A 26,653-nucleotide genomic window follows, 5' to 3' on the forward strand; every position below is an offset into this window, starting at 1 on the left:
CACAGTCCAGCCAAAGGCGAAAATCCTTTGCCATGCGTGGACGTCTCTGCACGGTCGTACTGGCGGTCATCGCGGCTTCCACGGTCGCTCAGCCGCCCGCGGTGGCCCAGGAGGACGAACGGATCGACTACCACTCCTGGGATGCCGACCGCGGCTTCGCGGGCGAGCTCACCGGCGTCGAGGCCGGTGAGAACGGCCTGCGGATCGGCACACCCGCCGGCGTCGACGACGGGTACGAGTACGGGCGCTGGACCTCGCCGGTGCGCTCACCCGGCTTCGACGCGAGCGAGCTGATCGCCTCCTGGACCGCCGACACCCCGCCGAGGACATGGCTGCGGGTCGAGGCCAGGGCGCGGACGGCGTCCGGCGCCGACACGGCCTGGTACGTCCTCGGCGACTGGGCGCACGACGACGCCGACCTCCGGCGCACATCGGTGCCCGGGCAGGACGACGCGCACGCGAGCGTCAACGTCGACACCCTCGTGGCCAAGCCGGGCGTGCGCCTGCGGTCCTACCAGCTGCGGGTCAGCCTCTACCGCGAGCGCGGCAGCTCGGCCACGCCCGTGCTGCGCACGGCGGGAGCGATGACGTCGCTCGTGCCCGACCGCTTCGAGGTGACCGTCTCGCGGCCGGGCCCGGCCCGCGGGATCGAGCTGCCGGTGCCGCGCTACGCCCAGAACGTGCACCGGGGCAGCTACCCCGAGTACGGCGGTGGCGGCGAGAACTGGTGCAGCCCCACGTCCACCGCGATGGTGCTGGAGTTCCTGGGCAGTGGTCCGGGCGAGCGGGAGCTGTCCTGGCTGCCGAAGGGCTATCCCGACCGCGCCGTGGCGCACGCCGCGCGCTTCACCTACGACTACGCCTACGAGGGCACCGGCAACTGGCCGTTCAACACCGCCTACGCCGGGAACTACGGGCTCGAGGGCCACGTCACGCGGCTGCACTCGCTGACCGAACTGGAGGACTACGTCGCCCGCGGCATCCCCGTGATCACGTCGCAGTCGTTCCTCGCGAGCGAGCTCGACGGCGCCGGGTACGGCACGGCGGGCCACATCATGGTGGTCGTCGGTTTCACCGAAGACGGCGACGTGATCGTCAACGACCCCGCGGCCGACAGCGCCGAGGGTGTCCGAAAGGTCTACGACCGCGCGCAGTTCGAGACGATCTGGCAACGCACCAAGCGCCACGACGCCGACGGCAACGTCGCGAGCGGGCCCGGCGGCGTCGTCTACCTCATCACACCCTGACCCATGCGCAAGTCGCGATGAGCGCATGATCCGTGGCAAGCTGCGGCCCTGGGCAACGCTGCGGAAGGACGAGGAGCCAATGCCGTACGAGGTGCAGGGCGTGGTGTCGCGCGCGCAGGGTGAGCCGGTGTCGCTGGAGACGGTGCTCGTGCCGGATCCGGGGCCGGGCGAGGCGGTGGTGTCGGTCAGGGCGTGCGGGGTGTGCCACACCGACCTGCACTACCGCGAGGGCGGCATCAACGACGAGTTCCCGTTCCTGCTCGGCCACGAGGCGGCCGGCTACGTCGAGCAGGTCGGCGAGGGCGTGACGGGCCTGGAGCCCGGCGACTTCGTGGTACTGAACTGGCGGGCGGTGTGCGGCACGTGCCGGGCGTGCGAGAAGGGCAAGCCGTGGTACTGCTTCTCGACGTTCAACGCGCGGCAGCCGATGACGCTCGCCGACGGCACGGCACTGAGCCCCGCGCTCGGCATCGGGGCGTTCCTCGAGAAGACGCTCGTCCACAGCGGACAGTGCACGAAGGTGAACCCGGCCGCGGAGCCCGCTGTGGCCGGTCTGCTCGGCTGCGGCGTGATGGCGGGTATCGGCGCGGCCGTGAACACCGGCGCCGTGACGCGCGGCGACTCCGTCGCCGTGATCGGCTGCGGCGGCGTCGGTGACGCCGCGATCGCGGGCGCGCGCCTGGCCGGGGCGACCACGATCGTCGCCGTCGACATGGACGACAAGAAGCTGGAGTGGGCCAAGGAGTTCGGCGCCACGGCGACCCTGAACGCGCGCGGCAGGAGCCAGGACGAGATCGTCGAGGCGATCCAGGAGCTGACCGGCTCGTTCGGCGCCGACGTGGTGATCGACGCGGTGGGCAGGCCCGAGACGTGGAAGCAGGCGTTCTACGCGCGCGACCTCGCGGGCACGGTGGTGCTCGTCGGCGTGCCGACTCCGGACATGCGGCTCGACGACATGCCGCTCATCGACTTCTTCTCGCGCGGCGGTTCGCTCAAGTCGTCGTGGTACGGCGACTGCCTGCCGTCGCGGGACTTCCCGATGCTCGTGGACCTCTACCTGCAGGGCAGGCTGCCGCTCGACAAGTTCGTCACCGAGCGCATCGCGGTGGACGGCGTCGAGGAGGCGTTCGCCCGCATGCACAAGGGCGAGGTGCTGCGCAGCGTGGTGGTGTTCGACTGATTCTGTTCACCGACGAGGAGTTCCCCGAGAACCCCTACCCCGGTGCGCGACCGGATCGTTCGTTCGTGCACCGGGACGGGGCGGGGTACGCGCTGGGCACCGCACCGGGCGGCTGGCGCACCGGGCGCGTTCCGGTGCTGGCCTACGGCTCCAACGCGTGCCCCTCGAAGATCACGTGGCTGCGCGAGAACCTGGGGCTCGGCGCGGAGCCGGTGGTGGTGGCGCGGGCGGAGTGCCACGGTGTCGCCGCGGTGTGGGCGGCCGGTCTGCGCGCGCGGGACGGCCAGCGCACCGCGACGCTCGCGGCCGCGCCGGGGGTGACGGAGTGGCATGCCGTGTGGTTCGCGACGCCCGAGCAGGTCGAGGTGCTCGACCGGTGCGAGGGCCGGGGCGTGCGCTACGACCTCGCGAGGCTGCGCACGGGCCGGGTGCGGCTGGAGGACGGCTCGGTGGTCGAGGACGTGCTCACCTACGTCGGCGCGGGGCCCGCGCGGATGCCGCTGCTGGTGGACGGCGCTCCGGTGCGCACGGCCGACGTCGCCCAGCACGAAGCCATCCGGCTGGAGGGCACCCCGGCCGGCACGCACGGCCTCGACGCGGAGCCGATCCCGCTCCTGCAGTGAAGGCCACCTTCACTGCGTTGAACGCAGTGAAGGTGGCCTTCACTGCAGGAGGGGTGGCCTTCACTGCGGCTGGGGTGGCAGGAGTTTGCCCGGGTTGAGGATGCCCGTGGGGTCCAGTGCGGACTTCGCCGCTCTGAGCACGTCCACGCCGAGTTCGCCGATCTCCGCCGCCAGGTAGGGGGCATGGTCGGTGCCGATGGCGTGGTGGTGGGTGATGGTGGCGGGCACATCGCCCGCGATCGCCTCCGACGCCGCGCGTTTCGCGCGTTCCCACTGGCCGATCGGGTCGGCCTCGTCGCGCGTGGCGAGCACCGTGAAGTACAGCGACGCGCCGGTCTCGTAGGCGTGCGAGACGTGGCACAGCACGTGTGGCCGGTCGAGCGCACCGTGCAGCGCGGCCCGCACCCGCTCGTACAGCGGCCCGAGGTCGCCCCAGTGCGCCGCCGTCTCCAGCGTTTCGACGCACACGCCGAGGTCGAGCAGCGCGTCCCGCTGCCTCGGGCCGGCGAACCGGTTCCTCAGCCACGCGTGTCCCGGTGCCGTGCCCAAGCCGACCGCGCCCGCCGCCCTGAGACTGCGCACGGCCTCCCTGCGCCGGTGCACGGCGTCGCCGTACCAGCCGAGGATCAGCAGGCACGGATCGGCGATTCCGCGCGCGCCCAGGTACCGGCGCAGCAGGGCCGTCTTCCAGCTGCCGGCCAGCGCGAGCGTCGACGCCGTCTCGTCCACATCGGATAGCCGCGTGACGTCGGCGAGCAGCCCGCGCTGGGCGAGGTGACGGACCGCGAGCGTGCCGCGCTCCCAGCCGTCGAGCGCGAACGCCTCGAACCGCTCGCGCTCGGGCAGCGGACGCACGCGCACGGCGACCTCGGTGATCACGCCGAGCGTGCCCTCGCTGCCGATGGCGAGCTGCCGCAGGTCCGGCCCCGCCGCCGACGCGGGCGCGACGCCGAGCCGCCACTCGCCCCGCGGTGTCGCCAGGCGCAGCCCGGTCACCATGTCCTCGAAACGGCCGTACCCAGACGACGCCTGGCCCGCGGAACGTGTCGCGGCGAACCCGCCGATGGTCGCCCGCTCGAACGACTGCGGCACGTGGCCGAGCGTGAGACCGTGCACCGACAGCAGGCGCTCGGCGTCGGGACCGCGGACCCCGGCCTGCAGCACGGCGACGCGCGAGACGGGGTCGACGGACACGAGCCGGTCGAGCCGCTCCAGGTCGAGCACGAGCACGCTGTCCTTGTCGCCGCGCAGCGCGGTGACCCCGCCGACGACGGAGGTCCCGCCACCGAACGGCACCACGCCGATGTCGTGCTCGACGCACACGTCGAGCACTCGCTGCACCTGCTCGGGATCGCCGGGCAGCACCACCGCGTCGGGCACGGCGGGCGGTGAGGACGGGTACCGGCGCCGCAGGAGGTCGAGGTAGGACAGGCCGCCGCTGCGCCCGAGCCGCTCGGCCGCCTCGTCGAGCACGTGCTCCTCGCCGACGATCGCGACGAGTTTGGCGTGCGCGGCCTCGGGTATCCGGGACGGCGCCACCGCCATGGCCGAATCGGGTGCGACAGGAGCGTTCGCGGTGCATTCGCCGATACGCTGCGCGAGCCAGCGCACGGCCTTGGGAGCGAGTTCGATCTCGCTCGCGCCCTCGGGTGTCCACGAACCCCGCAGCCGGTGGTCAACACTGTCGTTCACCACTAAAGTGTGACACATGAAGGCCGAACGTCACACTGCCGTGCGGGTCAGAAGCGCGCTCGCCGAGACCCGCGACCGGCCCGCCGCGAGCCGCGTGTCCGACGACGACCTGCTCGACGCCGCCAAGCAGTGCGTCCTCGCGAGCGGCGTCCGGCGCACGACACTCGCCGAGATCGCCCGCACCGCGCACGTCAGCCGCATGACGCTCTACCGAAGGTTCCCCGACGTCCGCAGCATCCTCGCGGCGCTGATGACGCGGGAGTTCGGCGCGCTGCTCCACGCGGTCGCCTCGGAGGTGCGTCCTGCGAGCTCCGCGCGCGAACGGCTGGTGGACAGCGCGGTCGGGGGCGTGCGCGCGCTCGTGGCCGACCCGCTCATGCGCACAGTGCTCGACCTCGACGCCGACCTGCTGCTGCCCTATGTCACGCAGCGGCTCGGCGCGACGCAGCGGCTGGCGGAGGACGTCGTGCGCGCGCTGGTGGAGACGGGGCAGCGCGAGGGCTCCGTTCGCCACGGTGACGTCACCGCGCAGGTTCGCGCGGTCCTGCTCGTCGTGCAGTCGTTCGTGCTGTCGCTGCGCCCGGCGACCGTCGACGTCGGTGAAGAGACCCTGCTCGCCGAGCTGCGGCACGTCCTCGACGCGGCGCTGGCGCCGTGATCAGGGCGTCGCTGTCCGCGCGCAGGCGGACGAGGGAGCTGGCCGAGCTGGCTACGGGCGAGCGCGTGGACGTGCTCGTGGTCGGCGGCGGCGTGACCGGGGCGGGCATCGCGCTCGACGCGGCGTCGCGCGGGCTCTCGGTCGCACTCGTCGAGGCACACGACCTCGCGTTCGGCACCTCGCGGTTCTCCAGCAAGCTCGTGCACGGCGGGCTGCGCTACCTCGCGCACGGCGACGTGGCGCTGGCCAGGGAGAGCGCGGTGGAGCGCGGCATCCTCATGACCCGCACAGCGCCCCACCTGACCCGGCCGCTGGCGCAGCTCTTCCCGCTCTACGCCACGACGCCGCGCTCGGCGAGGCTCCTCACCGCCGCCGGCCTGCACGCTGGCGACGCACTGCGCAGGACCGCGGGCACGCCGTCGTCGTTGCTGCCGAGGCCCCGTTCGATACCTGCCGCGGAGGCGCTGGCGCTCGCACCGGGACTGCGCCGCACGGGCCTGCGCGGCGGGCTGCTGTCCTTCGACGGCGCGCTGACCGACGACGCCCGCCTGGTCGTCGCACTGGCCAGGACGGCGGCCGCGCACGGCACCCGCATCCTCACCAGGGTGCGGGCGACGGACCTTCGTGCCGACCACGTGCTCGCCCGCGACGAGCTGAGCGGCGACGCCGTGGAGCTGCACGCCCGGCAGGTGATCAACGCGGCCGGGGTGTGGGCGGGCGCCCTCGTGCCGTCCGTGCGGCTGCGGCCGTCCCTCGGCTCGCACCTCGTGCTCGACGCTGGCCGCACCGGGCTGGGCGAGACATCGGTGATGGTGCCCGTTCCCGGTTCGCACAGCCGGTTCGTCTTCCTGCTTCCCCAGCAGGACGGGCGGATCTACCTCGGGATCACCGACGAGCCCCTCGCCGGTGACCCGCCCGACGTCGCGGAGGCCCCGCAGTCCGATGTGGACTTTCTGCTGACGGTCGCCTCCGCCGTGCTGGAGCGGGAGCTGCGGCCCGGCGACGTGCTCGGCTCTTTCGCCGGGCTCCGCCCGCTGCTGGCCGCGGACGGCACCACGGCCGACCTCTCCCGCAGGCACGCGGTGCTCACCGACCCGGCAACGGGCGTGCTCACGGTGGTCGGCGGCAAGCTCACGACGTACCGGAAGATGGCCGAGGACGCCGTGACCGCGGCCGTGCGGGCCGCGACGTTGCCCGCAGGCCCGGCGCGCACCGCGAACCTGCCACTGCTCGGCGCCGCCGACCGCGCCGCGCTGTCCACAGTGGAGGCGCCGCCCCGGCTGGTCGCCAAGTACGGCACGGAAGCGCCGCGCGTGGCCGCGCTGGCCGAGGTGGACGACGAGCTCGGCAGGCCGCTGTTCCCGGGCTGTGAGGTCACCGGGGCGGAGGTGGTCTGGGCCGTCCGGCACGAGGGCGCCCTCGACGCCGACGACGTGCTGCACCGGCGCACGCGGCTGGGCCTGGTCCCTGGCGAGGCCGCCGCCGCGCGCGAGCGGGTGGAGGACCTGGTCGCGCGCACCCTGCATGGGCTGGCCGAGACGGCCTGACGGCAACCGGCACACCGCGTACCCTCTCCCGTGAACGTGGGGAAAGAGGGGAAGCAGGCATGGGCGAGGGGACACTGGAGATCGACCGCGTGTCGAAGCGCTTCGGTGACGTCGTAGCCCTCGACGCGGTGACGTTCGACGTCCGTCCCGGGGAGCTGTTCGGCTTCGTCGGCAGCAACGGCGCAGGCAAGACCACCACCATGCGGATCGTGCTCGGCGTGCTCGCCGCCGACGCGGGTGAGGTGCGTTTCGACGGCGGCCCGGTGACCCACGAGACCCGCACCCGAATCGGCTACCTGCCCGAGGAGCGCGGCCTCTACCCGAAGATGAGGGTGCTCGACCAGCTCGTCTACCTCGCCCGGCTGCACGGCGTGCCCGCGATCGAGGCGCACCGAAGCGCGGAGCTGTGGATCGAGCGGCTCGGCCTCACCGAGCGACGACGGGACGAGGTGCAGAAGCTGTCGCTGGGCAACCAGCAGCGCGTGCAGCTGGCGGCCGCGCTCGTGCACGATCCCGACGTGCTGGTGCTCGACGAGCCGTTCTCCGGGCTCGACCCCATCGCCGTGGACGTGATGAGCGACGTGCTCCGCGAGAAGGCGGCCACCGGGGTGCCCGTGGTGTTCTCCAGCCACCAACTCGACCTGGTCGAGCGGCTGTGCGACCGCGTCGGCATCATCCGCAGTGGACGGATCGTCGCGTGCGGTTCGGTGGCGGAGCTGACCTCGGGCGCGGCGGTGCGGATCACCGTACGGGCACCCGCGGCCACCTACGGCTGGGCGGCGGCGCTGCCCGGCGTTCGTGTGGTCGCCGAGAACGGCGACGACACGGTGGTGGAGCTCGCGCCCGGCACCGACGACCAGGACGTGCTGGCCGCCGCGCTCGCCACCGGACCGGTCCGCGAGTTCACGCGGCACCACCCGTCGCTCACCGAGCTGTTCCGCAGTGCGGTCACCGAAGGAGCTGACACGTGAGCGGACTCCGCCGTCCCATCTCCCCCGCCGCGGCGGTGCGGCTCGTGGCACAGCGGGAGCTGGGCGCCCGGCTGCGCACGCGCGGATTCCTGATCGGCACGGCCGTGATCCTGGCCGTGCTGGCCGGGTACCTGCTCTTCCAGACCGCGCTGGTGAGCAACGCGGAACGCACGACGGTCGGACTCACCGGGCAGGCGGCCGCGATCGCGGAGCCGCTGCGGGCCGGCGCCGAGGGGCTCGGGCTCGACGTCGAGACGCGCCGGGTCGCCGACGTCACGGAGGGAATGGCCGACGTCGAGTCCGGTGACCTGGACGTGCTGGTGTCGGGCAGCCCGGCGAGCCTGCGGGTGCAGGTGAAGTCCGAACTGGACCAGCAGCTGGAGGCGGTGCTCACCGGGATCTCGCGGCAGGAGGTGCTGAGCGCCAAACTGGTGCAGGCGGGGCTGAACCCGGCCGAGGTGATGCGCGACGTCGACGCGGCGCGGATCCAGGTGACCTCGTTCGAGGAGCACGACCCGGCGCAGGGGCAGCGGATCGTGATCGCGCTGGTGATGATGTTCCTGCTGTACATGGGCATCACGGCCTACGGCTCGCTGGTGGCGCAGGGCATCGTGGAGGAGAAGTCGAGCAGGGTGGTGGAGATCCTGCTGTCCACCGTGCGGCCGTGGCACCTGCTGCTGGGCAAGGTGATCGGGCTCGGGCTGACGGGCCTGGTGCAGCTGGCGATCCTCGGCGTGGCCGGGCTCGCGATGGCGAGCGCGACCGGGGCGCTGACGATCACCGGGGTCGCGACGACGACCCTGCTGTGGGGCCTGGTGTGGTATGTGCTGGGCTTCTTCCTCTACGCGACCGTGTTCGCGGCGGCGGGCTCGCTCGTGTCGCGGCAGGAGGACGTGCAGACGGTGCTGACGCCGGTGTCCATGGTGCTGCTGGTGGGCTTCATCGCGGGCTTCACGGTGGTGCAGGAGCCGGAGGGAACGACGGCGACGGTGCTCTCGCTGCTGCCTCCGCTGTCGCCCATCCTGTTGCCGAGCCGGATCGCGACGGGCTCGGCGGGCGCATTGGAGATCGTGGCCGCGCTGGTGCTGACCCTGGCCGCTATCGCGGCGCTGACGTGGCTCGGCGGGCGGGTGTACCGGGCGGCGATCCTGCGCACGGGCAGCCGCATCCGCCTGAAGGACGCCCTCCGGGCGTGACGCCCCTCGCGAGTCCCCCGCTCCAGCCCGCGAGTCCCCCGCTCAGGACCGCGAGTTCTGCGTTTCCGGCAGCGCGGAAGGGAGCAAGGGAGCTTTACTACCGGAAAACGGGAGTAAAGCTCCCTTGCTCCCCTCGAAGCGCCGGGCCGGGGCGAGCCGGTCAGCTCACCGGAGCCATCCGGCCCGGCTCGGGAGCCGAGACCGGTGAGCGGGCCTCCAGGTACCGCCACAGCGCGTCGCCGCCGTTGAAGCTGCTGCGGTCCTGGTTGCGCGCGGTGAACAACGCCGTGAAGCCCGGCGTCGCGTTCTTGGCGAAGAAGTTGTTCGCCAGCGTCGCGATCCGGTAGTCGGCGTTCGGTCGCAGCGGCCTACCGTCGAGCCGGACGTCACCGGGGTCGACCCGCGACCCGACGGGTTTGGCGAGGTCGTACGTGTAGCGCACGTTGCCCGAGAAGGCCAGCGGCCGGAACGTCACCGACCCGTCGGCGGCACGCTGCCACTGGCTCTCGATCAGCTCGTCGAGCTGCCTGCCCTTCACCGAGCCACGCACGAGCCCGACGCCGATGCCGCTGTCGTAGACCGTCCCGACCGCCAGCTCCGAGAACAGCACCCGCCCGTCGGCGTCGGCCGGGCTGCCCGCCGCGGCGGCGTGGGTGACGTCCCTGCGCAGGATGTCCGGCATGGCAACGGCGAGGTCCGCGCGGCCGTCCCGCCTGGCCGCCCAGAGGAAGGCGTCGGCCGTGAGGTTGTAGAGGCTCGACTCGCCCGCGGCGTCGCGAGTGCGCGTCAGGTCCTCGGTCACCGTCGCGACCGGAGTGTTCGCGCGCTCGGCGAGCCGCTCCTTCCAGTACGCGGTCATGCCCAGGATCTCCGGGTCGGGCGGCACGTCCCGCGTGTTCGGGTGGTTCACCGACCGGGTCAGCTCCCGCACCACCTCACCGGTACGCGCATCCAGCCGCAGCTCGATCTCGTTGATCAGCTTGCCCGCATCGCCCGCCTCGACCACCGGCCTCGGGTTGCCCGCAGGGTCGGGCAGCAAGCAGTTGACCTGCGCGTGCCAGTGCCCGGTGACGATCGCGTCCACGGCCGGGTCGATCTGCTCGTTCAGCTCCACCACGGGACCGGACGGTGAGTCGCAGTCGTTGTAGCCCGCGCCGCCCCGCTGGCTGAAGCCCTCGTGCACCACCGCCACGATCGCCGAGACACCCTGCCTGCGCAGGATCTTCGCGTAGGCGTTGATCGGCCCGGCCTCGGGCAGGTACTCGATGCCGCGCGGGGTGTAGGACATCTGCTCGCTGGAGGTCAGGCTGGTCGTGGTGTGCACGAAGCCGACGGGCAGCTTCCGCCCGCCGCCCGCGTCGACGTACTCCACGTGGTACGGCCGCACCACCGGCGACGCGGTGTGCTCGCGGACCATGTTCGCCGAGTAGTACTCGTAGTCGGCGCCCCGGAACCGCCTGCCCGTGGAGTCGGTGAAGCACAGGTCGTCGTCTGGCCTGCCCTCACACGTGCCGTCCATCATGTGGCGGAGGAACTCGATGCCCCGGTCCATCTCGTGGTTGCCCACCGTGGAGAAGTCGAGCCCGATCCGGTTGAGGTACTCGACCGTCGGCTCGTTCCAGAACCACTCCGTCTCGTCCGGCCAGCCGGAGAAGTCGTCACCCGCGGAGAAGAGGATCGAGTTCCGTTCGCCCTCGCGCAGCCGGTCGAGGTGCGTGGCCAGGTACGCACCGCCGCCGACGGTCTCCGCGGGCGCGCCGGCCGTCGGGCGCACGGTGGCGGTGTACTCGCCGAAGTAGCCGTGCAAGTCGGTGATGGACAGCAGTTGCACCGGCACGGTCGAGGCCAGCGGCTCGGCGGTGGCGGCAGGCGTGAGCGTGCCGAGCAGTACGGCAGCGCTCAACGCGGCGGTGAGGCGGGGAAGGCGGGGCACGGACGCAGTCCTCTCGCGATGTGCGGCCAAGATCGACACATCGTTACCCGCTCAGGCGGCTCCCGCCGAACGCCCAGTTGAACACCAGGCGACTTCTCACCCACCCCCGGACGCAGTGAAGGCCACCTTCACTGCGTTGAACGCAGGCAAGGTGGCCTTCACTGCAGAGGGACCGGCCTGAGGGATCAGCGCTCCGTGACCGGCTTGTAGTCGCGCTGCTTCTCGCCGGTGTAGATCTGGCGCGGGCGGCCGATCTTGGTCTGCGGGTCCTGGATCATCTCCCGCCAGTGCGCGATCCAGCCGGGCAGGCGGCCCAGCGCGAAGAGCACCGTGAAGTACTTCGTCGGGAAGCCCAGCGCCCGGTAGATCAGACCGGTGTAGAAGTCGACGTTCGGGTAGAGCTTGCGCTCGACGAAGTAGTCGTCGGAGAGCGCGCGCTCCTCCAGCGCCTTCGCGATGTCGAGCAGCTCGTCACCGCCGCCGATCTTGGTGAGGATGTCGTCGGCGGTCTTCTTGATGATCTTCGCGCGCGGATCGTAGTTCTTGTAGACCCGGTGCCCGAAGCCCATGAGCCGGACGCCCTTTTCGCGGTTCTTGACGCGGTTGACGAAGTCGTTCACGTCGCCACCGTCGGCCTTGATGCCGTCGAGCATCTCGAGCACCGCGCTGTTGGCACCACCGTGCAGCGGGCCGAAGAGCGCCATGATGCCGGCCGAGATGCTGGCGAACAGGTTGGCCTCGGACGAGCCGACGAGCCGCACCGTCGACGTCGAGCAGTTCTGCTCGTGATCGGCGTGCAGGATGAAGAGCAGGTCCAGCGCCTTCGCGACGTCCGGGTCGATCTCGTACGGCTCCGCGGGCAGCCCGAAGGTCATCCGGAGGAAGTTCTCCACGAGCCCGAGCGAGTTGTCCGGGTAGAGGAACGGCTGGCCGATCGACTTCTTGTAGGCGTAGGCGGCCAGGGTCGGCACCTTCGCCAGTAGCCGGATGGTGGACAGCTCCACGTTCGGTTCGTCGAACGGGTTGAGCGAGTCCTGGTAGAAGGTGGACAGCGCCGAGACGGCACTGGAGAGCACCGGCATCGGGTGCGCGTCACGCGGGAAGCCGTCGAAGAACCGCTTGAGGTCCTCGTGCAGCAGCGTGTGCCGGTTGATGCGCGTCGTGAAGTCCTCCAGCTGGGCGGCGGTCGGCAGCTCGCCGTAGATCAGCAGGTAGGAGACCTCGAGGAAGTTCGAATGCTGAGCCAGCTGCTCGATCGGATAACCGCGGTAACGCAGCACACCCTGGTCGCCATCGATGTAGGTGATGGCCGAGGACGTCGACCCGGTGTTCACGAACCCGGGGTCGTAGGTGATGTAGCCGGTCTGGGCCAGCAGCTTCCCGAGCTCGATTCCGGGGGCGCCCTCGACGGCGCGGACGACCTTCAACTCGTGTTCGCCACTCGGCAGGCGGAGCACGACGTTCTCGCCCCCGGACTGCGCCGCAGTCGCGTCGGACATGCACATGCCTCTCACGGTCACACGGGCCGGTGGTGACAGCAGGTTTCGCTGGTCACCGTATTCGTACGCGAAGGGCCCTTGAGCCTCGTCGCACACCGCCCCGCTGGGGTATTTATTCCTCCTTACGCTAGTCCAGAGGACGCCTTCTTCGCAGCCGTGGTGTTACCCACAGCTAATCGTTTGCGATCAGGTTCACACGGTCATCGGGGTCTGCCGTGACGAATACCTCATGCGGTTACAGAAATTGCGCGAGCTCGTCCGCGGTGGGCGGCTCCGCGCCGCTCCGTGACACCGTGATGGCGGCCGCGCGCGCGGCGTAACCGAGCGCCTGGCCCCAGTCCGCGGGCTCCAGGTCCGAGGGCCGCTGAGTGTCCTGCTGGACGAGCCAGGCGAGCAGCGCGGCCTGCACGGTGTCGCCGGCACCGATCGTGTCGACGACATCGACCGGCACGGTCGGGGCGCTCGCCACCTCGCCGTCGGCGGTGACGACCGAGAGCCCGTCGCCGCCCTTGGTGAGCACGACGGCCTCCACCCCGGCGTCGAGCCAGCCCTTCGCGGCCTCCAGCACGCCGGCGCCCTCGGCCAGCCACTCGGCGTCGTCCATCGACAGCTTGAGCAGCCGCACGTACGGCAGCCACGACGCGAACCGTGCCCGGTAGGCGACGGCGTCGGTGATCATGTCCGCACGGATGTTCGGGTCCAGCGCGGTCAGCACGCCCCGTTCCGACTCACGCCGCAGCACCGCCTCGTACGCGCTCGCGCCGGGTTCGAGCACCATGCCGAGCGTGCCGAGCGACAACGCGGTCGTGTGCCCGGGCAGCGGGCCGGGGTCTGTCACGAGCCGGTCGGCCGTGCCCTCGGTGTAGAAGCTGTACCGGGCGCTGGAGTTCTCGTCGAGCGCCACCACGGCCAGCGTCGTCGGCTCGGGCCCGCGCTGCAGCAGCGAGGTGTCCACGTTGGACGCCTCCAGTCGCTCGACGAGCGCGTCGCCGAACCGGTCGGTGGAGATCCGGGAGAGGAACGCCGTCGGCACGCCGAGCCGTGCCGACGCGAGCGCGACGTTGTAGGGCCCGCCGCCGAGCCGGGGGGCGAGCAGGTCCACTGTGGACTCGGCAGGGACGAGGTCGACGAGGGCTTCACCGCCGGAGACAATCACGGCCGCGATGCTATCCCACCCGCCGCTGTATCCCTCCCAACAGGAGTTCTGCGAGCGCCGTGAACGCCTCCGCGTCCGAGACCCCGGTGCGGGCGCGCACCACACCGGTCTGGATGCCCTCCACGAGCAGGCTGGCCAGCTCGGCGACGAGCGTCGCGTGGACCTCCCGGAAGACGCCGTCGGCGACACCCTTGGCGATGAACGACCGGATCCGGGCCGCCGCGGCCTGCGAGTTCATGCGGTACGTCGCCCGAGCCGGCTCGAACGCGGCAACGTCGGCCATGAACCGGTCGGACGCTCGCTTGAGCTCGTCGGCGACGCCGGCGAGGTAGACCTCGATGATCTTGCGTGCGTCGTCGATGCCATCGATGCGCTGCTCGATGCGGTCGGCGGCGCCCTTGAAGAAGTGGGCGACGACCTTGACCGCGAGCTGTTCCTTGCTGGCGGCGAGCGTGTAGAGGGTCGACTTTGAGCAGCGCAGGCGGGCGGCGAGGTCGTCGAGCGTGAACTCCACGAAGCCCTCCGCGAGGAACAGCTCCTCCAGCTCACCGAGCAGCGCGCGCTGACGCGCGGTGGGCTGCTTGCGGGCGCGGAGCTGTTTCGGGGGCATCCTGCTACCGTATATTAGTACTGCGAATGCCACCACAGTACTGATTTCAGTACGGAAGCCGGAGACGACGATGCCTGCGGAACGACTGCTGCCCACCACCGAGGCCGAGGACCTGATCTCGCTGACCAGGGAGATCGCCCGGGACGAGCTGGCTCCGCTCGCGGCGGAGTACGAGGAGGCGGAGCGCTTCCCGCGCGAGCAGTTCCGGCTGCTCGGCAAGTCGGGCCTGCTGGGCCTGCCGTACGCCGAACGCTGGGGCGGCGGCGAGGTGACCTACGAGGTCTACCTGCAGGTGCTGGAGGAGATCGCGAGCGCGTGGATGTCCGTGGGCGTCGGGCTCTCGGTGCACACGATGTCGTGCTTCGCCCTCGCCCACTACGGCACCGAGGCGCAGCGCGAGCGGTGGCTGCCCGCGATGCTCGGCGGTGACCTGCTGGGGGCGTACGCGCTGTCGGAGACCCACGCCGGCTCCGACGCCGCCGCGCTGTCGACGCGGGCGCGCCGCGAAGGCGACGCGTACGTCGTCAACGGCGCGAAGGCGTGGATCACGCACGCCGGACAGGCGGACTTCTACACGACGATGGTGCGTACGTCCGACGAGCCGGGCGGCGCCGGCATCAGCTGCCTGCTCGTCGACGGCGCGACGCCGGGCCTCGCGGCCGCCCCGCCCGAGCGCAAGATGGGCCTCACCGGGTCCACCACGGCGCAGTTGCTCTTCGATGACGCGCACGTGGAAACCGACCGGCTCATCGGCGCGGAGGGTGAAGGACTCAGGATCGCGCTCGCGTCGCTCAGCTCGGGCAGGCTCGGGATCGCGGCGTGCTCCGTGGGGCTCGCGCAGGCGGCGCTCGACGAGGCCGTCACCTACGCCAAGGGCCGCAACCAGTTCGGCAAGCCGATCATCGAGTTCCAAGGCGTCGAGTTCCTGCTCGCCGACATGGCGGCGGCGGTGGAGTCGGCGAGGGCGACCTACCTCGAGGCCGCGCGGCGGCGCGACCGCGGGCTGCCGTTCCAGCGTCAGGCGTCGATCGCGAAGCTCGTGGCGACGGATGCGGCGATGAAGGTGACCACCGACGCCGTCCAGGTACTCGGCGGCGCCGGCTACACCCGCGACTTCCCCGTCGAGCGGTACATGCGCGAGGCGAAGGTGCCCCAGATCTTCGAAGGCACCAACCAGATCCAACGCATGGTGATCGCCCGCGAACTCCGAAAGGGGTAGCCACCTTCCCCCAAGGCCACCTTTGTTGCGTTGAACGCACCGAAGGTGGCCTTGGGGGACGTTACGGCGGTTACTCGCGGTAGCGGCGGTCGGCGACCACGCCCTCGCCGGTGGCCTCGTCGAAGTGGTAGACCTCGCGGCCGCGGACGAACACCCGCATCGCCCGGTTCATCACGTCCAGCGGGTCGCCCGACCAGATCACCACGTCGGCGTCCAGGCCCGGCTTCAGCGCGCCGATCCGGTCGTCGAGGCCCAGGATCGACGCCGGGTTGACCGTCAGCGACCTTAGCGCCGTCTCCGGGTCGAGCCCCTCCTTCACCGCGATCGCGGCCTGGTAGACGAGGAAGTTGATCGGGATCACCGGGTGGTCGGTGGTGATCGCGATCTTGACGCCCGCCCGCGCCAGGATGCCCGCCGAGCGCAGCGTGCGGTGCCGCACCTCCACCTTCGAACGGGACGTGAACAGCGGACCGAGGATCACCGGCACGTCGCGCTCGGCGAGGAAGTCGGCGATCAGATGCCCCTCGGTGCCGTGGTTGACCACGAGCTTGTAGCCGAACTCCTCGGCCAGCCGCACGGCGGTGACGATGTCGTCGGCGCGGTGCGTGTGCTGGTCCCAGTACAGCTCGCCGTCGAGCACCTTCGCGAGCGTCTCCAGTGTGAGGTCGACGTCGTGTGGCTTGCCCTCGCTCAGGGCGTGGTCGCGCTGTGCGGCGTAGTTGCGGGCCTTGGTGAACGCTTCCCGCAGGATCGCCGCGACGCCGAGCCGGGTCGCCGGTGTCTTCTTCTGCTCACCCCAGATGCGCTTGGGGTTCTCGCCCAGCGCGCTCTTCACGCTGATGCCCTCGGCGAAGAGCATGTCGAGCACCGTGCGGCCCCACGTCTTCACGCCGACCGTCTGCCCGCCGATGGGGTTGCCGGAGCCCGGTTTGATCACCACGCTCGTGACGCCGCCCGCGAGCGCGTCGTCGAAGCCGACCTCGTACGGGTCGATGCCGTCGATCGCGCGGAAGCGGGCACCGTTCGGATCGGTCATCTCGTTGGTGTCGTTGCCCGACCAGCCCTCGCCCTCCTCGTGGACGCCGAGGTGCGCGTGAGCGTCGATGAAGCCGGGCAGGACCCACGAGCCGGACGCGTCGATCAGCGTCGCGCCGTCCGGTATGTCCACATCGGCCTCGGAGCCGACCGCGACGATCCTGCCACCGTCCATGAGCACCGTGCCGCCGTCGATCGGATCACCATCAACGGGCACCACGTAGCCACCGGTGATTGCCTCAGCCATGGTTCGTCAGCCCCTCCCGTCGCCCGGCCACCGCCCCCAACGAGGCGCTTCCCCCCGTTGTACTTGATTGTCCCGGACCTGAATGCCCCAGCTACCCTGCCATTTCTCACCCGGCTCCAGGATGATGAGGTCGGTGCCCGAGTTGAGCGCGTCGGCGGGACACGTCATGGGCTCGATCGCAATGGCCCGGCCCCGCCCGGTGAGATCGGTGGGCGTGAACACCTGCACCCAGCGGAAGTCCGCCTCCGTCCACACGTCCAGCGTCGTGGTGCCGTGGGTGAGCAGCACGTGGTGCCTGCCCTCCTCGTCCGCCGTGAGCCCACCGAACGCCGTGTCGAGGTCGAGCTCCCCGACGACGCGGCCGGAGCGCAGGTCGTACTCGGTGCCCTCGACGTCCCGTTCCTCGGCGTAGGGCAGCTGCTCCTCCTCGGCGTATGGCCGCACGCGCGTCGCCGGAAGCGTCAGCGTCAGCTCGTCGGTCGGCACGTCGCCGATGCGGAAGTAGGGGTGCGTGCCCACGCCGAAGCCGATCGCGCGATCCCCCTCGTTGCTCACCTCGTGCGTGACGGTCAGCTCGCGGGGCGCCAGCTCGTAGACGATGCCGGTACGCAGCGGCACGGGCCAGCCGGGCTCGTCGGCGATGTCGCAGGCGAGCGTGATCGAGCACTCGGCGTGCTCCAGGAGTTCCCACTCCTTGTGCCGCGTGAGCCCGTGGATGGCGTTGCCACGCTTGGCCTCGGTCACCTCCAGCTCCTGCGGCTCGCCGTCGAAGGTCCATCGAGCGGCCTTGGTGCGGTTGGGCCACGGCACGAGCACCTGACCGGCACCCTTCGGCGGCTCGTCCTCGGCGGCGAACGTCTCCAGGTACGGCACGCCGCCGATCTCGAACGCGCGCAGGCCGGCCCCGATCTCGGTGACGACGGCGCGCGCGTTGCCGCGGATGAGCTCGAACTGTTCCCCAGTCGGATTGACCATGGCCGCACTGTATCCCTCCCAAGCGGCGGGGCACAGCTCGCGGCCGAGCTGCTCGCCATCCCCGGCGGACGCCTGCACGACGTGCTGCGGCAGATCTGGAGGCGGCGGACGGGCCCGGTGCCGGCGATCGAGAACCCCGTCGGCCACCACACCGAAATCCCTGCCGTTTCGGATTTCCATCGCGGCCGTCCACTGTCGACGGTCCCACGGTTCAACGCAGTGAAGGCCACCTTCACTGCGTTGAACGCAGGCAAGGTGGCCTTCACTGCAGCCGGCCTCACGACCGAGCTGGCTCGCCTACTCTGCCAAGGCCTTCTCGTCCAGTTCCTTCTGCTCCGCGCCACGCATGAAGAACCAGTTGACGACCCACAGCACCAGTCCGACGGCGAGCAGGATCAGCGCCACGACGTAGTCCCTCGCGGGACGGCCGGACAGCGGGCTCGCCAGGTAGATGCAGAAGATCGCCGCCAGCACCGGAATCACCGTCGGCGCCCTGAAGTGCTTGTGCTCCACCTTCTCCTTGCGCAGCACCAGCACGGCGATGTTGACGACGGCGAACACGGCGAGCAGCAGCAGCGCCGTGGTGCCACCGAGCACGCTGATGTCCACGGTGGACACCAGGACGATCGCGATGGCGCTGGTGAACAGGATCGCCACCCACGGGCTGCGGCGGAACGGGTGCACGGTGCCGAGCTGCTTGGGGATGATGCGCTCGTTGGCCATGCCGTAGATGAGCCTGCTCGCCATGAGCATGTTGATCAGCGCGGAGTTGATCACCGCGAAGAGGCCGATCGCGGAGAAGATCTCCCTCGGCATGCCAGGGGCGCCGATGTCGATGACCTTGAGCAGGGCGCTGCTCTCGGCGGCCTCCAACTCGTTCGCCGGCACCAGCAACGACGACGTCACCGACACGAGAATGTAGATCGTGGCCGCGATGACCATGCCCCACAGCATCGCCTTCGGGAAGATCCGCACCGGGTCCTTGCACTCCTCGGCCATGTTGACCGAGTCCTCGAAGCCGACCATCGCGAAGAACGCGAGCGAGGTGGCCGACGTGATGGCCACGAGCCACGTCTGGTCCTGGGTGTTGAACTCGACCAGCCGTGAGGGCTCGCCGTCGCCGTTCAGCACGGCCCACACACCGACGCCGATGATGATCAGCAGGCCGGCCAGCTCGATACAGGTGAGCACCACGTTGGTGGTGACCGACTCCTTGACGCCGCGGAAGTTGATCGCGGCGAGCATGAGGATGAACAGGATCGCCACGAGCGGCATCGGCGAGGTGATGAACTCGGCGAGGTAGGTCTCGCCGAACGCGACGGCCGCCGACGACGCCGACGTGATACCGGAGCACATCACCGCGAACGCCACGAGGAATGTGAGGATTCGGATGCGGAAGGCTCGGTTGGCGTACAGCGCGGCCCCCGCCGCCTTCGGGTATTTGCCCACCAGCTCCAGATAGCTGAAGGCGGTCATGAACGCGACGATGAACGCCAGCAGGAACGGCAGCCACAGCGCGCCGCCGACGCGCCCGGCCACCTGGCCCGTGAGCGCGTACACCCCCGTGCCGATGATGTCACCGACCACGAAGAAAAGGAGAAGCTTCGAGCCCATGACCCTGCGCAGCGCAGGCTGCCCGCTGCCCGAAGTGTCGGGTGTCGTCGTTGTCGCATCCGCCATGCGGCGAGTGTGCCGCATCACGTCGGTGACGGAAACACCACCATGCCTAGCGTTGTGTTAAGACTTCTCCCCCTCGGCTCCAGCCGCCCGGTAGTACCAGAACGCGGGCAGCAGCAGGGTCGCCACGACGACGAGGACGATCACGAGCAGGCCCCCGCCCGTGGCGGCGACCGCGGTGCCCGTGCCCGCCGCGACCCAGCCGTGCGCGAGGTCGGCGATACGCGGCCCGCCCGCGACGACGACGGTGAACGCCCCCTGCGTGCGGCCGCGCATCTCGTCCGTCGCGGCGGACTGCAGGATCGCCATGCGGTAGATCGCACTCACCATGTCCGCGGCTCCCGCGATCGCGAGGAACACCACCGCGAGCCACAGCGACGGCGCCAGCCCGAACCCGGCCACCGCCGCGCCCCAGACGCAGATCGCCACCACGACCGCGACACCCTGCCTGCGCACGCGGCTCACCCAGCCCGACGTGAGCGTGATCAGCATGGCGCCCAACGGGATCGCGGCGTACAGCCAGCCCAGAGCGAGCCCGCCGCCCGGCGGGTCGCCGAACGTGCGCTCGGCCATCTCGGGGAACAACGCGCGCGGCATCCCGGCGACCATCGCGACGATGTCCACGACGAACGACGCCAGCAGCACCTTCTGCGCGCCCATGTAGCGGAAGCCGTCGACGATGTCGCGCAGCCCGGCCCTGCGCACCTGCCCGGACAGCGGGGGCAACGGCGGCAGCCGCCACACCGCCCAGAGCACCACCACGAGTGCGACCGTGTCCACCAGGTACAAAGTGGACAATCCGACCACTGGCATGAGCGCGCCGGCGGCGAGGGGGCCGAAAACGGCGCCGAAGGTGTTCATCGTGCCGGTGAGGGCCGCCGCCGATGGCAGCAGGTGCTCGGGCACGAGCCTGGCGACCACGGCGTTGCGGGTGGGCATGTTGACCGCGTAGAACGCCTGGTTCACCGCCAGCAGACCGAGCACCAGCCACACGGAGTTCAACTCGAGGAACGCCTGCGCCCACAACACAGCCGCGGTGACGGCGATGCCGGTGTTGGAGACGATCAGCAGCTTGCGGCGGTCGACGGTGTCGGCGATCGCGCCGCCCCACAGCCCGAAGACGAGCAGGGGCACGAGTCCGAAGGCGCCGGTCAGCCCGACGTAGGCCGACGAGCCCGTGATGTCGAAGACCTGCTTCGGCACGGCGACCGCCGTGAGCTGGCTGCCGATGGCGGTGACCATCGAGCTGCCCCACAGCCTGCGGAAGCCGGCGATCCGCAGCGGGCGGCCGTCGACGACGATCGAACCGAGGAGCCTGCGCCCTTTCGACGGGGCCTCCTCGGTTCGGTCGCTCACGACCATTTAGCTTAGGCGCGCTAACGAACTGCGCGCATGTGAGTTTCACCGTCGAGCCCCACCGAGCCCGACTGTGCCCCACCGAGCCCGACCGCAGTGAAGGCCACCTTCACTGCGTTGAATCAGGCACAGTGACGCGAAGCGTCTCCATTTGGGCGGTGGCGGGAGACGGGTGGGCGCAGGCATGGTGGCCTTCACTGCAGTTCTTCCCTGCAGTTCGTCACTGCGTTGGGGCGGAGACGACGCCTACGGCGCGACGCGGTCGATCCGCCAGCCGTCCTCGGTGCGCACGTAGCGGAGCCGGTCGTGCAGGCGGTCCTGCCTGCCCTGCCAGAACTCGACCGTGTCGGGGCGGATCCGCCAGCCGCCCCAGTGCGGCGGCACGGGCACCTCGTCGACGCCCTCGAACCGGCGTTCGATGGCGCTCAGCGCGTTGTCCAGCGCGCGGCGGCCGTCGACCACCCGCGACTGCGGGGAGGCCCACGCGCCGAGCTGCGAACCCCTCGGCCGGGAGGCCCAGTACTCGGCGACCTCGGCCAGGTCGACCTTCTCGACCTCGCCGCGCACGGTGACCTGCCGGTGCAGCGTGTACCACGGGAAGGTCACCGAGGCGTAGCGCGTGACCGTGAGGTCGTGGCTCTTGGCCGAGGTGTAGTTGGTGTAGAAGACGACGCCGCGCTCGTCGAGGCCCTTGCACAGGACCGTGCGCGAGGACGGCAGCCCCTGGGCGTCCGCCGTGGCGAGCACCATGGCGTTGGGCTCGGGCAGCCCGGCGGAAACGGCCTGGTCCAGCCACCTCTGCAGCTGCTCGGTCCAGGTCTCGGCGAGCGAGGACTCGTCGAACGCCTCGCCGTTGTAGGCGACCCTCATGCCGGGCAGCCGGACGGTGACGTCCGCGCTGCCCGCTACCTCGTTGTCCAGTTTGTCGAGTTCCGGCATGCCGCAACCTCCGCGCGCCCTTGTGGGGCCTCACCCCGCCTGATTCAGCCGACGTTAGGGGTTCCGTGAACGGGGCGAAACCGTCTGATCGGTGACGGCCGCCACTGGATCGTGACACCCGGGCACCCATCCTGTGTGGCGCCGCCTGGCGACCGCCAGTTCGGCCGCCGCGGCGACGGCGCCGGGCGCGGGCGTGGTCACCAGCCAGCAGCCCGGTGCGCTCCTGAGGGCTCAGCCGCGGGGACGGATGTGGATCACCGGGAACACGCGGGCCCGGCCACCGGAAACAAAGGATTTACGCGAGGGACGGCCGTCTCGCTGAATCGTTCTCGTAATCGTGACCGAAACCACCGCATCTTTCGATTGATACCGGCGGTTAACAGGAGGAAAGTTGCCCCAACACCGTGCGAGGAGGCACCCGTGCGTGGGCCTCGTACGGGTTGAGACCTGTCGGGGAACGCGCTTGGAAAGGTCCATTCCGGTGACATCGACGATCAGCAAGGCCCAGACCCCCTCCGAACAGCCCGACGACGGTTTCCGCCCCGGTCTGGAGGGCGTGGTCGCCTTCCGCACGGAGATCGCCGAGCCCGACCGCGACGGCGGCGCCCTGCGCTACCGCGGTGTCGACATCGAGGAGCTCGCCGGCAAGGTGAGCTTCGGCGACGTGTGGGGGCTGCTCGTGGACGGCCACTTCCGCAACGGGCTGGCGCCCGCGGAGCCGTTCCCGATCCCCGTACACACCGGTGACGTCCGCGTCGACGTGCAGGCCGCGCTCGCGATGCTCGCCCCGATCTGGGGGTACCAGCCGCTGCTGGACATCTCCGACGAGACCGCGCGCGAGCAGCTCGCCCGCGCCTCGGTGATGGCGCTGTCCTATGTCGCGCAGTCGGCGCGCGGCGTCGGCGTGCCCGCGGTGCCGGAGTCGAGGGTCGACGAGGCGAAGACCATCACCGAGCGGTTCATGGTCCGCTGGCGTGGCGAGCCGGACCCGGCGCACGTCAAGGCCGTGGACGCCTACTGGGTTTCGGCCGCCGAGCACGGGCTCAACGCCTCCACGTTCACCGCCCGCGTGATCGCCTCGACGGGCGCCGACGTGGCGGCGTCGCTCTCGGGGGCGGTCGGCGCGATGTCCGGCCCGCTGCACGGAGGCGCGCCCGCGCGGGTGCTGCCGATGATCGAGGAGGTCGAGCGGACCGGCGACGCGCGCGCGTACGTGAAGGGCCTGCTCGACCGCAAGGAGCGGCTCATGGGCTTCGGTCACCGCGTGTACCGCGCGGAGGACCCGCGCGCCCGCGTGCTGCGCCGCACCTGCCGCGAGCTGGGCGCGAGCCGGTACGACGCGGCGGCGGCGCTGGAGGAGGCCGCGCTCGCCGAGCTGCGCGAGCGGCGTCCCGACCGGGCGATCGAGACCAATGTGGAGTTCTGGGCAGCCGTGATCCTGGACTTCGCGCAGGTGCCGCCGCACATGATGCCCGCGATGTTCACCTCGGCCCGCACGGCGGGCTGGGCCGCGCACATCCTTGAGCAGAAGCGCACCGGCAGGCTCGTGCGACCATCGGCCAAGTACGTCGGCCCCGCCCCGCGCAAGCCCTCCGAGGTCGAGGGGTGGGACGCACTCGCGAGTCGTTCGTGAGTCATTGACGGGGGCAGGCCAGCCGTCCCGAGCCCGAGGCGCCGCATGTCGGCGCTCGAAACCGATTCTCGTTCGTGCCCGTGTGCGCGAACGGGCGCCCTGCGAAGCGCTGCGCTGAGAACTCACTCAGCCAAACTTGTCACTGCCTAAATCTGGCGCGCATACTTATCTAGTCACCGTAAAGATTGGAGCGCGCCATGGAACCCTTGATCGCACTTGTCGTCGTCACCTCGGGCGTCCTCGTTGTGGGCAGGCTGTGGGTACCCCGGCTGCGGCCGCTGCCCGTGGGCCTGCGCGGCGGCATCGCCGCGATGTTCCTGCTCACCGGCATCGCGCATTTCGTAGGCATGCGCGAGGAGCTGATCGCGATGGTCCCGGACGCCCTCCCGGCGCCAGGCCTGCTCGTGACGGTCACCGGCGTGCTGGAGCTCGCGGGCGCGCTCGCGATGCTCTACCGGCCACTCGCACACTGGGCGACAGCAGGGCTATCCACACTGCTGGTCGTGATGTTCCCCGCCAATGTCAACCTCGCGCTGAACGGCACGGACCTGCCATGGGACGACACGCTGTTGCCGCGCACGCTGATGCAGGTCGTGTTCCTCGCGGCGACGGTCACGGTCGCCGTGCACGGGTTCCGCGCGCGGGCCGGGCGCGCTACTACCGCCGATCCGGTTCCGGCCGGACGGTGATGGCGAACTTCCGGAAAGTCGCCCAGCACCGCGTCGAGCTGACTGTCCCTGCAGGTCAGGTCAGTCCGGGCGCCGGGCCCGGACGTGCACGGCGCCGCCCGCCTCGCCGAGCCTGCGCGCCGCGTCGCCAGCGATGGTCTCCAGCGTCGCGTCGTCGGTGCGGACCTGGCCCGCCTTCTCCGAGCAGGGCCGGCGACAATGTCGACAATGTCAAGGACGCCGTCGCGCCGGATGAAGAGCCGACGAAACAGCGGTGTCCGGATCGTGTCGTTCGGTGGCGCCGATCATGGCGACGAGCTGATCGACGAGCCAGCCGTCGAGTTTCCCTTGCTCGAGGCCGCCTTCTCGCAGCCACGTGAGCAGCGCTCCTTCGACCACCACGGTCCAGCAGCGCAGCGTGGTTAGCAGCATCGGTGACGGGTCGGTGATCCCCGCGTCGGCCAGGATCACCCGCACGGCGGCCTCCCTGACCTCGTCGACGATCGCGTTGGTCTCCGGTGTCGCGATCGCGGAGCCGCTGCGGACGAGCGCGACGTAGCCGGCCCGGTGTTCGGCGGCGACCTCGGCGAGCGCGCGCACGGCCGCTCGGAGCCGCTCGTGCGGCGTGCCCTCGGCGCGCGCGGCGAGACGGGCGAGCAGCCCGTCCACCACCGACCGCAACGCGGCGACCTGCAGCTCACGCACACTCGGGAAGTACCGGTAGAACAGCGCCCGCGACACGTCGGCCCGCGTGGTGACGTCCTCGACGGAGACGTCCTCGGGCGCGCGCGTGCTGAACAGCTCCAGCGCCGCGGCGATGAGGTCGTCCCTGCGCGCCTCGCGGGTCATCCGGCGCGGCTTGCGCTCGGTCACCGCGCGATCGCCCGCAGCAGGCCGGGAGTGAGGCGGGACAGCGCCAGCGTCACCGAAGCCTCCGGAGTGGACGGTGCGAGCGCGACGTCCCGCTCGACGGCGCGCAGGATGTCGGCGGCCACGCGCTCCGGCCCGAAACCGCGCCGGGCGAACAGCTTGGCGCCGTTACGCCTTCGCTGTGCTTGTTCCTGCTCGCTCGCCCCGGCGAACACGGTGCGCTCGGCGATCGGGGTGCGCACGATGCCGGGGCACACCGCGGTGACGCCGACGCGGTGGCTCGCGAGTTCGGCGCGCAGGCACTCGCTCAGCATCAGCACCGCGGCCTTCGTCGTGGAGTACGCGGGCAGCACCTTGTTCGGCACGTACGCCGCCATCGACGCGAGGTTGACGATGTGCCCGCCCTCGGCGCGCTCGGTGAGCATCGGCACGAACGCGCGGCAGCCGTGGATCACGCCCCACAGGTTCACGTCGATCACGCGCTCCCAGTCGGCGGCGCTGGTGTCGGCGAAGGTGCCCGCCACTCCGATCCCGGCGTTGTTCACGACGATGTCGGGCACCCCGTGCTCGGCCCGCACGGCGGCGGCGAACGCGTCGACGGCCGCGCCGTCACTGACGTCCACTGTGTACTCCGCGGCGGCCGAGCCCGTGGCCCTCACCAGCTCCGCCGTTCGGGCGGCGGCCTGACCGTCGATGTCGGCGACCACCACGTCCGCGCCCTCCTCCGCGAACGCGAGCGCCGTGGCCTGCCCGATGCCGCTGCCGCCACCGGTCACCACCACGAGACTGCCGGGGAACCGCTGGGGCGACGGCGGGTTCACGCGCGCGCGGCGCAGCCCCCTCGCCTCCGGCCCGCCCTCGACGTGGTCCACCAGCTCGGCGACGGCGTCGGCGACTACACCGGGCCGCTGCCTCGGCAGCCAGTGCCTGCCCGCGACGTGCCGGACGCGCAGGTCGGGCACCCAGTCGGCGAGCTCGGTCTGCAGCGGTGCCGTTACATAGGCGTCGCCCGTCGGTGCGAGCACCTGCACCGGCACGTCGGTGTGCGGGCGCGTCGGCGTGCCCAGGCGGGTGAGCATGTTGGCGCGGTACAGCTCGAGGCCGTACCGGCCGTCGGAGGCGTTCGGCCTGCCGACGCCCGGTTCGAGCTTGCGCAGGACCCGGGGCAGCAGGCCGGTGCGCCAGACCAGCTCGGGAATGCGGGGCAGCTGGAAGAACGCGATGTAGGTGGAGTGCAGGAGCTGACGCAGCGCGTTACGCAGGCGGCGCGGCGTGGGCTTGCACAGCTGTGCGCGCAGCCAGTGGGAGGCATGGTCGAGGCTGGGCCCGGAGATCGAGGTGTAGGACGCGACGCGTCCGTCCAGCCACCCGCCGGTGACGGCGTGCCAGGTCTGGATCGAGCCCCAGTCGTGGGCAAGCAGGTGGACCTTCCCTTCCGGCCGCACCGCGTCGACGACGGCCGTGAGGTCGGCGGCGAGCCGGTCGAGCCGGTAGGCGGCGCGGTCGGCCGGTTTGTCCGAGGCGCCCGCACCGCGCACGTCATAGGTGACCACGCGGAACCGCTCGCCGAGGCGCGCCGCGACGTCGTCCCAGAGCGCCGAGTCGTCGGGGTAACCATGCACGCAGACGAGCGTGGGCGCGTCCGCCCTGCCGCTGCTGCGCACGGAGAGGCGGACACCGTCACCGGCCGTCACCCACTGATGAGACATCTCGTCATGGTAG

The 26,653-nt window shown here is 71.0% G+C and carries 22 protein-coding genes; 10 read left to right on the forward strand and 12 right to left on the reverse strand.

Annotated features, from left to right (window positions below; all coding sequences use genetic code 11):
• The first annotated feature begins 32 nt into the window (after positions 1–32).
• From FCN18_RS21785 to FCN18_RS21795, 3 genes are all read left to right on the forward strand, one after another.
• A complete protein-coding gene (locus FCN18_RS21785; RefSeq protein ID WP_137095976.1) occupies positions 33–1,247 on the forward strand; it encodes a peptidase C39 family protein in 1,215 nt (404 codons plus the stop codon).
• A 79-nt stretch (positions 1,248–1,326) separates the two neighbouring features.
• The gene (locus FCN18_RS21790; protein WP_112264395.1) at positions 1,327–2,427 is read left to right on the forward strand and encodes an S-(hydroxymethyl)mycothiol dehydrogenase; all 1,101 of its coding nucleotides are present in this window, start codon (positions 1,327–1,329) and stop codon (positions 2,425–2,427) included.
• A gap of 65 nt (positions 2,428–2,492) precedes the next feature.
• On the forward strand, positions 2,493–3,050 hold the full coding sequence (locus tag FCN18_RS21795) for a gamma-glutamylcyclotransferase (RefSeq protein ID WP_228714073.1): 558 nt from the start codon (positions 2,493–2,495) through the stop codon (positions 3,048–3,050).
• A 60-nt stretch (positions 3,051–3,110) separates the two neighbouring features.
• Here FCN18_RS21795 and FCN18_RS21800 read toward each other — a convergent pair whose 3' ends face one another.
• Positions 3,111–4,742 (reverse strand): FAD-binding oxidoreductase, encoded by a 1,632-nt coding sequence (locus FCN18_RS21800; RefSeq protein WP_113645202.1) that lies wholly within the window; start codon positions 4,740–4,742, stop codon positions 3,111–3,113.
• Between the two features lie 16 nt (positions 4,743–4,758).
• On the opposite strand from FCN18_RS21800, the gene FCN18_RS21805 reads away from it, so the two are divergent.
• From FCN18_RS21805 to FCN18_RS21820, 4 genes are read left to right on the forward strand one after another with little or no spacing between them, the layout of a single operon-like run.
• Complete coding sequence (locus FCN18_RS21805; protein ID WP_137095977.1) at positions 4,759–5,400, forward strand: TetR/AcrR family transcriptional regulator; 642 nt, start codon at positions 4,759–4,761, stop codon at positions 5,398–5,400.
• Positions 5,397–6,947 carry a glycerol-3-phosphate dehydrogenase/oxidase gene (locus tag FCN18_RS21810; protein WP_137095978.1) on the forward strand — a complete coding sequence of 517 codons (1,551 nt, stop codon included), beginning with the start codon at positions 5,397–5,399 and terminating at the stop codon, positions 6,945–6,947. The genes FCN18_RS21805 and FCN18_RS21810 overlap by 4 nt, the downstream gene beginning before the upstream one ends.
• A 59-nt stretch (positions 6,948–7,006) precedes the next feature.
• On the forward strand, positions 7,007–7,918 hold the full coding sequence (locus tag FCN18_RS21815; RefSeq protein ID WP_137095979.1) for an ABC transporter ATP-binding protein: 912 nt from the start codon (positions 7,007–7,009) through the stop codon (positions 7,916–7,918).
• Entirely contained in the window at positions 7,915–9,114 is a 1,200-nt protein-coding gene (locus tag FCN18_RS21820) for an ABC transporter permease (RefSeq protein ID WP_137095980.1), read from the forward strand. Before FCN18_RS21815 ends, FCN18_RS21820 begins: the two co-directional genes overlap by 4 nt.
• A 160-nt stretch (positions 9,115–9,274) precedes the next feature.
• Here FCN18_RS21820 and FCN18_RS21825 read toward each other — a convergent pair whose 3' ends face one another.
• The 4 genes from FCN18_RS21825 to FCN18_RS21840 all read right to left on the reverse strand — a co-directional run bounded on the left by FCN18_RS21825 (position 9,275) and on the right by FCN18_RS21840 (position 14,312).
• On the reverse strand, positions 9,275–11,047 hold the full coding sequence (locus FCN18_RS21825; protein ID WP_137095981.1) for a bifunctional metallophosphatase/5'-nucleotidase: 1,773 nt from the start codon (positions 11,045–11,047) through the stop codon (positions 9,275–9,277).
• A gap of 185 nt (positions 11,048–11,232) precedes the next feature.
• Positions 11,233–12,546, reverse strand: a complete 1,314-nt coding sequence (locus tag FCN18_RS21830) for a citrate synthase (protein WP_112264698.1) — start codon at positions 12,544–12,546, stop codon at positions 11,233–11,235.
• 235 nt (positions 12,547–12,781) lie between these two features.
• Entirely contained in the window at positions 12,782–13,702 is a 921-nt protein-coding gene (locus FCN18_RS21835; RefSeq protein WP_137095982.1) for a carbohydrate kinase family protein, read from the reverse strand.
• Positions 13,703–13,712: 10 nt separating this feature from the next.
• Positions 13,713–14,312 carry a TetR/AcrR family transcriptional regulator gene (locus FCN18_RS21840; protein ID WP_112264412.1) on the reverse strand — a complete coding sequence of 200 codons (600 nt, stop codon included), beginning with the start codon at positions 14,310–14,312 and terminating at the stop codon, positions 13,713–13,715.
• Positions 14,313–14,382: 70 nt separating this feature from the next.
• Between FCN18_RS21840 and FCN18_RS21845 the strand changes: the two genes are divergently transcribed.
• A complete protein-coding gene (locus tag FCN18_RS21845) occupies positions 14,383–15,531 on the forward strand; it encodes an acyl-CoA dehydrogenase family protein (protein WP_137095983.1) in 1,149 nt (382 codons plus the stop codon).
• 70 nt (positions 15,532–15,601) lie between these two features.
• Here the strand turns inward: FCN18_RS21845 and FCN18_RS21850 are convergent, their stop codons facing one another.
• The 5 genes from FCN18_RS21850 to pdxH all read right to left on the reverse strand — a co-directional run bounded on the left by FCN18_RS21850 (position 15,602) and on the right by pdxH (position 21,760).
• The gene (locus FCN18_RS21850; RefSeq protein ID WP_112264414.1) at positions 15,602–16,813 is read right to left on the reverse strand and encodes an amidohydrolase; all 1,212 of its coding nucleotides are present in this window, start codon (positions 16,811–16,813) and stop codon (positions 15,602–15,604) included.
• 6 nt (positions 16,814–16,819) lie between these two features.
• On the reverse strand, positions 16,820–17,788 hold the full coding sequence (locus tag FCN18_RS21855) for an aldose 1-epimerase family protein (RefSeq protein ID WP_112264700.1): 969 nt from the start codon (positions 17,786–17,788) through the stop codon (positions 16,820–16,822).
• Between the two features lie 297 nt (positions 17,789–18,085).
• Positions 18,086–19,468: an APC family permease gene (locus tag FCN18_RS21860; RefSeq protein ID WP_112264415.1), complete on the reverse strand. Its 1,383-nt coding sequence runs from the start codon at positions 19,466–19,468 to the stop codon at positions 18,086–18,088.
• 57 nt (positions 19,469–19,525) lie between these two features.
• Positions 19,526–20,821 carry an MFS transporter gene (locus FCN18_RS21865; RefSeq protein ID WP_228714074.1) on the reverse strand — a complete coding sequence of 432 codons (1,296 nt, stop codon included), beginning with the start codon at positions 20,819–20,821 and terminating at the stop codon, positions 19,526–19,528.
• 246 nt (positions 20,822–21,067) lie between these two features.
• Complete coding sequence (gene pdxH / locus FCN18_RS21870) at positions 21,068–21,760, reverse strand: pyridoxamine 5'-phosphate oxidase (protein WP_112264417.1); 693 nt, start codon at positions 21,758–21,760, stop codon at positions 21,068–21,070.
• Positions 21,761–22,241: 481 nt separating this feature from the next.
• On the opposite strand from pdxH, the gene FCN18_RS21875 reads away from it, so the two are divergent.
• Together FCN18_RS21875 and FCN18_RS21880 are read left to right on the forward strand one after the other, a co-directional pair.
• On the forward strand, positions 22,242–23,393 hold the full coding sequence (locus tag FCN18_RS21875) for a citrate synthase 2 (RefSeq protein WP_137095985.1): 1,152 nt from the start codon (positions 22,242–22,244) through the stop codon (positions 23,391–23,393).
• A gap of 197 nt (positions 23,394–23,590) precedes the next feature.
• Complete coding sequence (locus FCN18_RS21880) at positions 23,591–24,082, forward strand: DoxX family protein (protein WP_137095986.1); 492 nt, start codon at positions 23,591–23,593, stop codon at positions 24,080–24,082.
• A gap of 210 nt (positions 24,083–24,292) precedes the next feature.
• On the opposite strand, the gene FCN18_RS21885 is transcribed toward FCN18_RS21880, so the two are convergent.
• Positions 24,293–24,910: a TetR/AcrR family transcriptional regulator gene (locus FCN18_RS21885; protein ID WP_112264702.1), complete on the reverse strand. Its 618-nt coding sequence runs from the start codon at positions 24,908–24,910 to the stop codon at positions 24,293–24,295.
• Between the two features lie 20 nt (positions 24,911–24,930).
• On the reverse strand, positions 24,931–26,640 hold the full coding sequence (locus FCN18_RS21890; protein WP_228714075.1) for an SDR family oxidoreductase: 1,710 nt from the start codon (positions 26,638–26,640) through the stop codon (positions 24,931–24,933).
• Positions 26,641–26,653 lie beyond the last annotated feature (13 nt).

It is taken from the genome of Prauserella endophytica, from assembly GCF_005146945.1.
GTDB classification, from domain to species: domain Bacteria; phylum Actinomycetota; class Actinomycetes; order Mycobacteriales; family Pseudonocardiaceae; genus Prauserella_A; species Prauserella_A endophytica.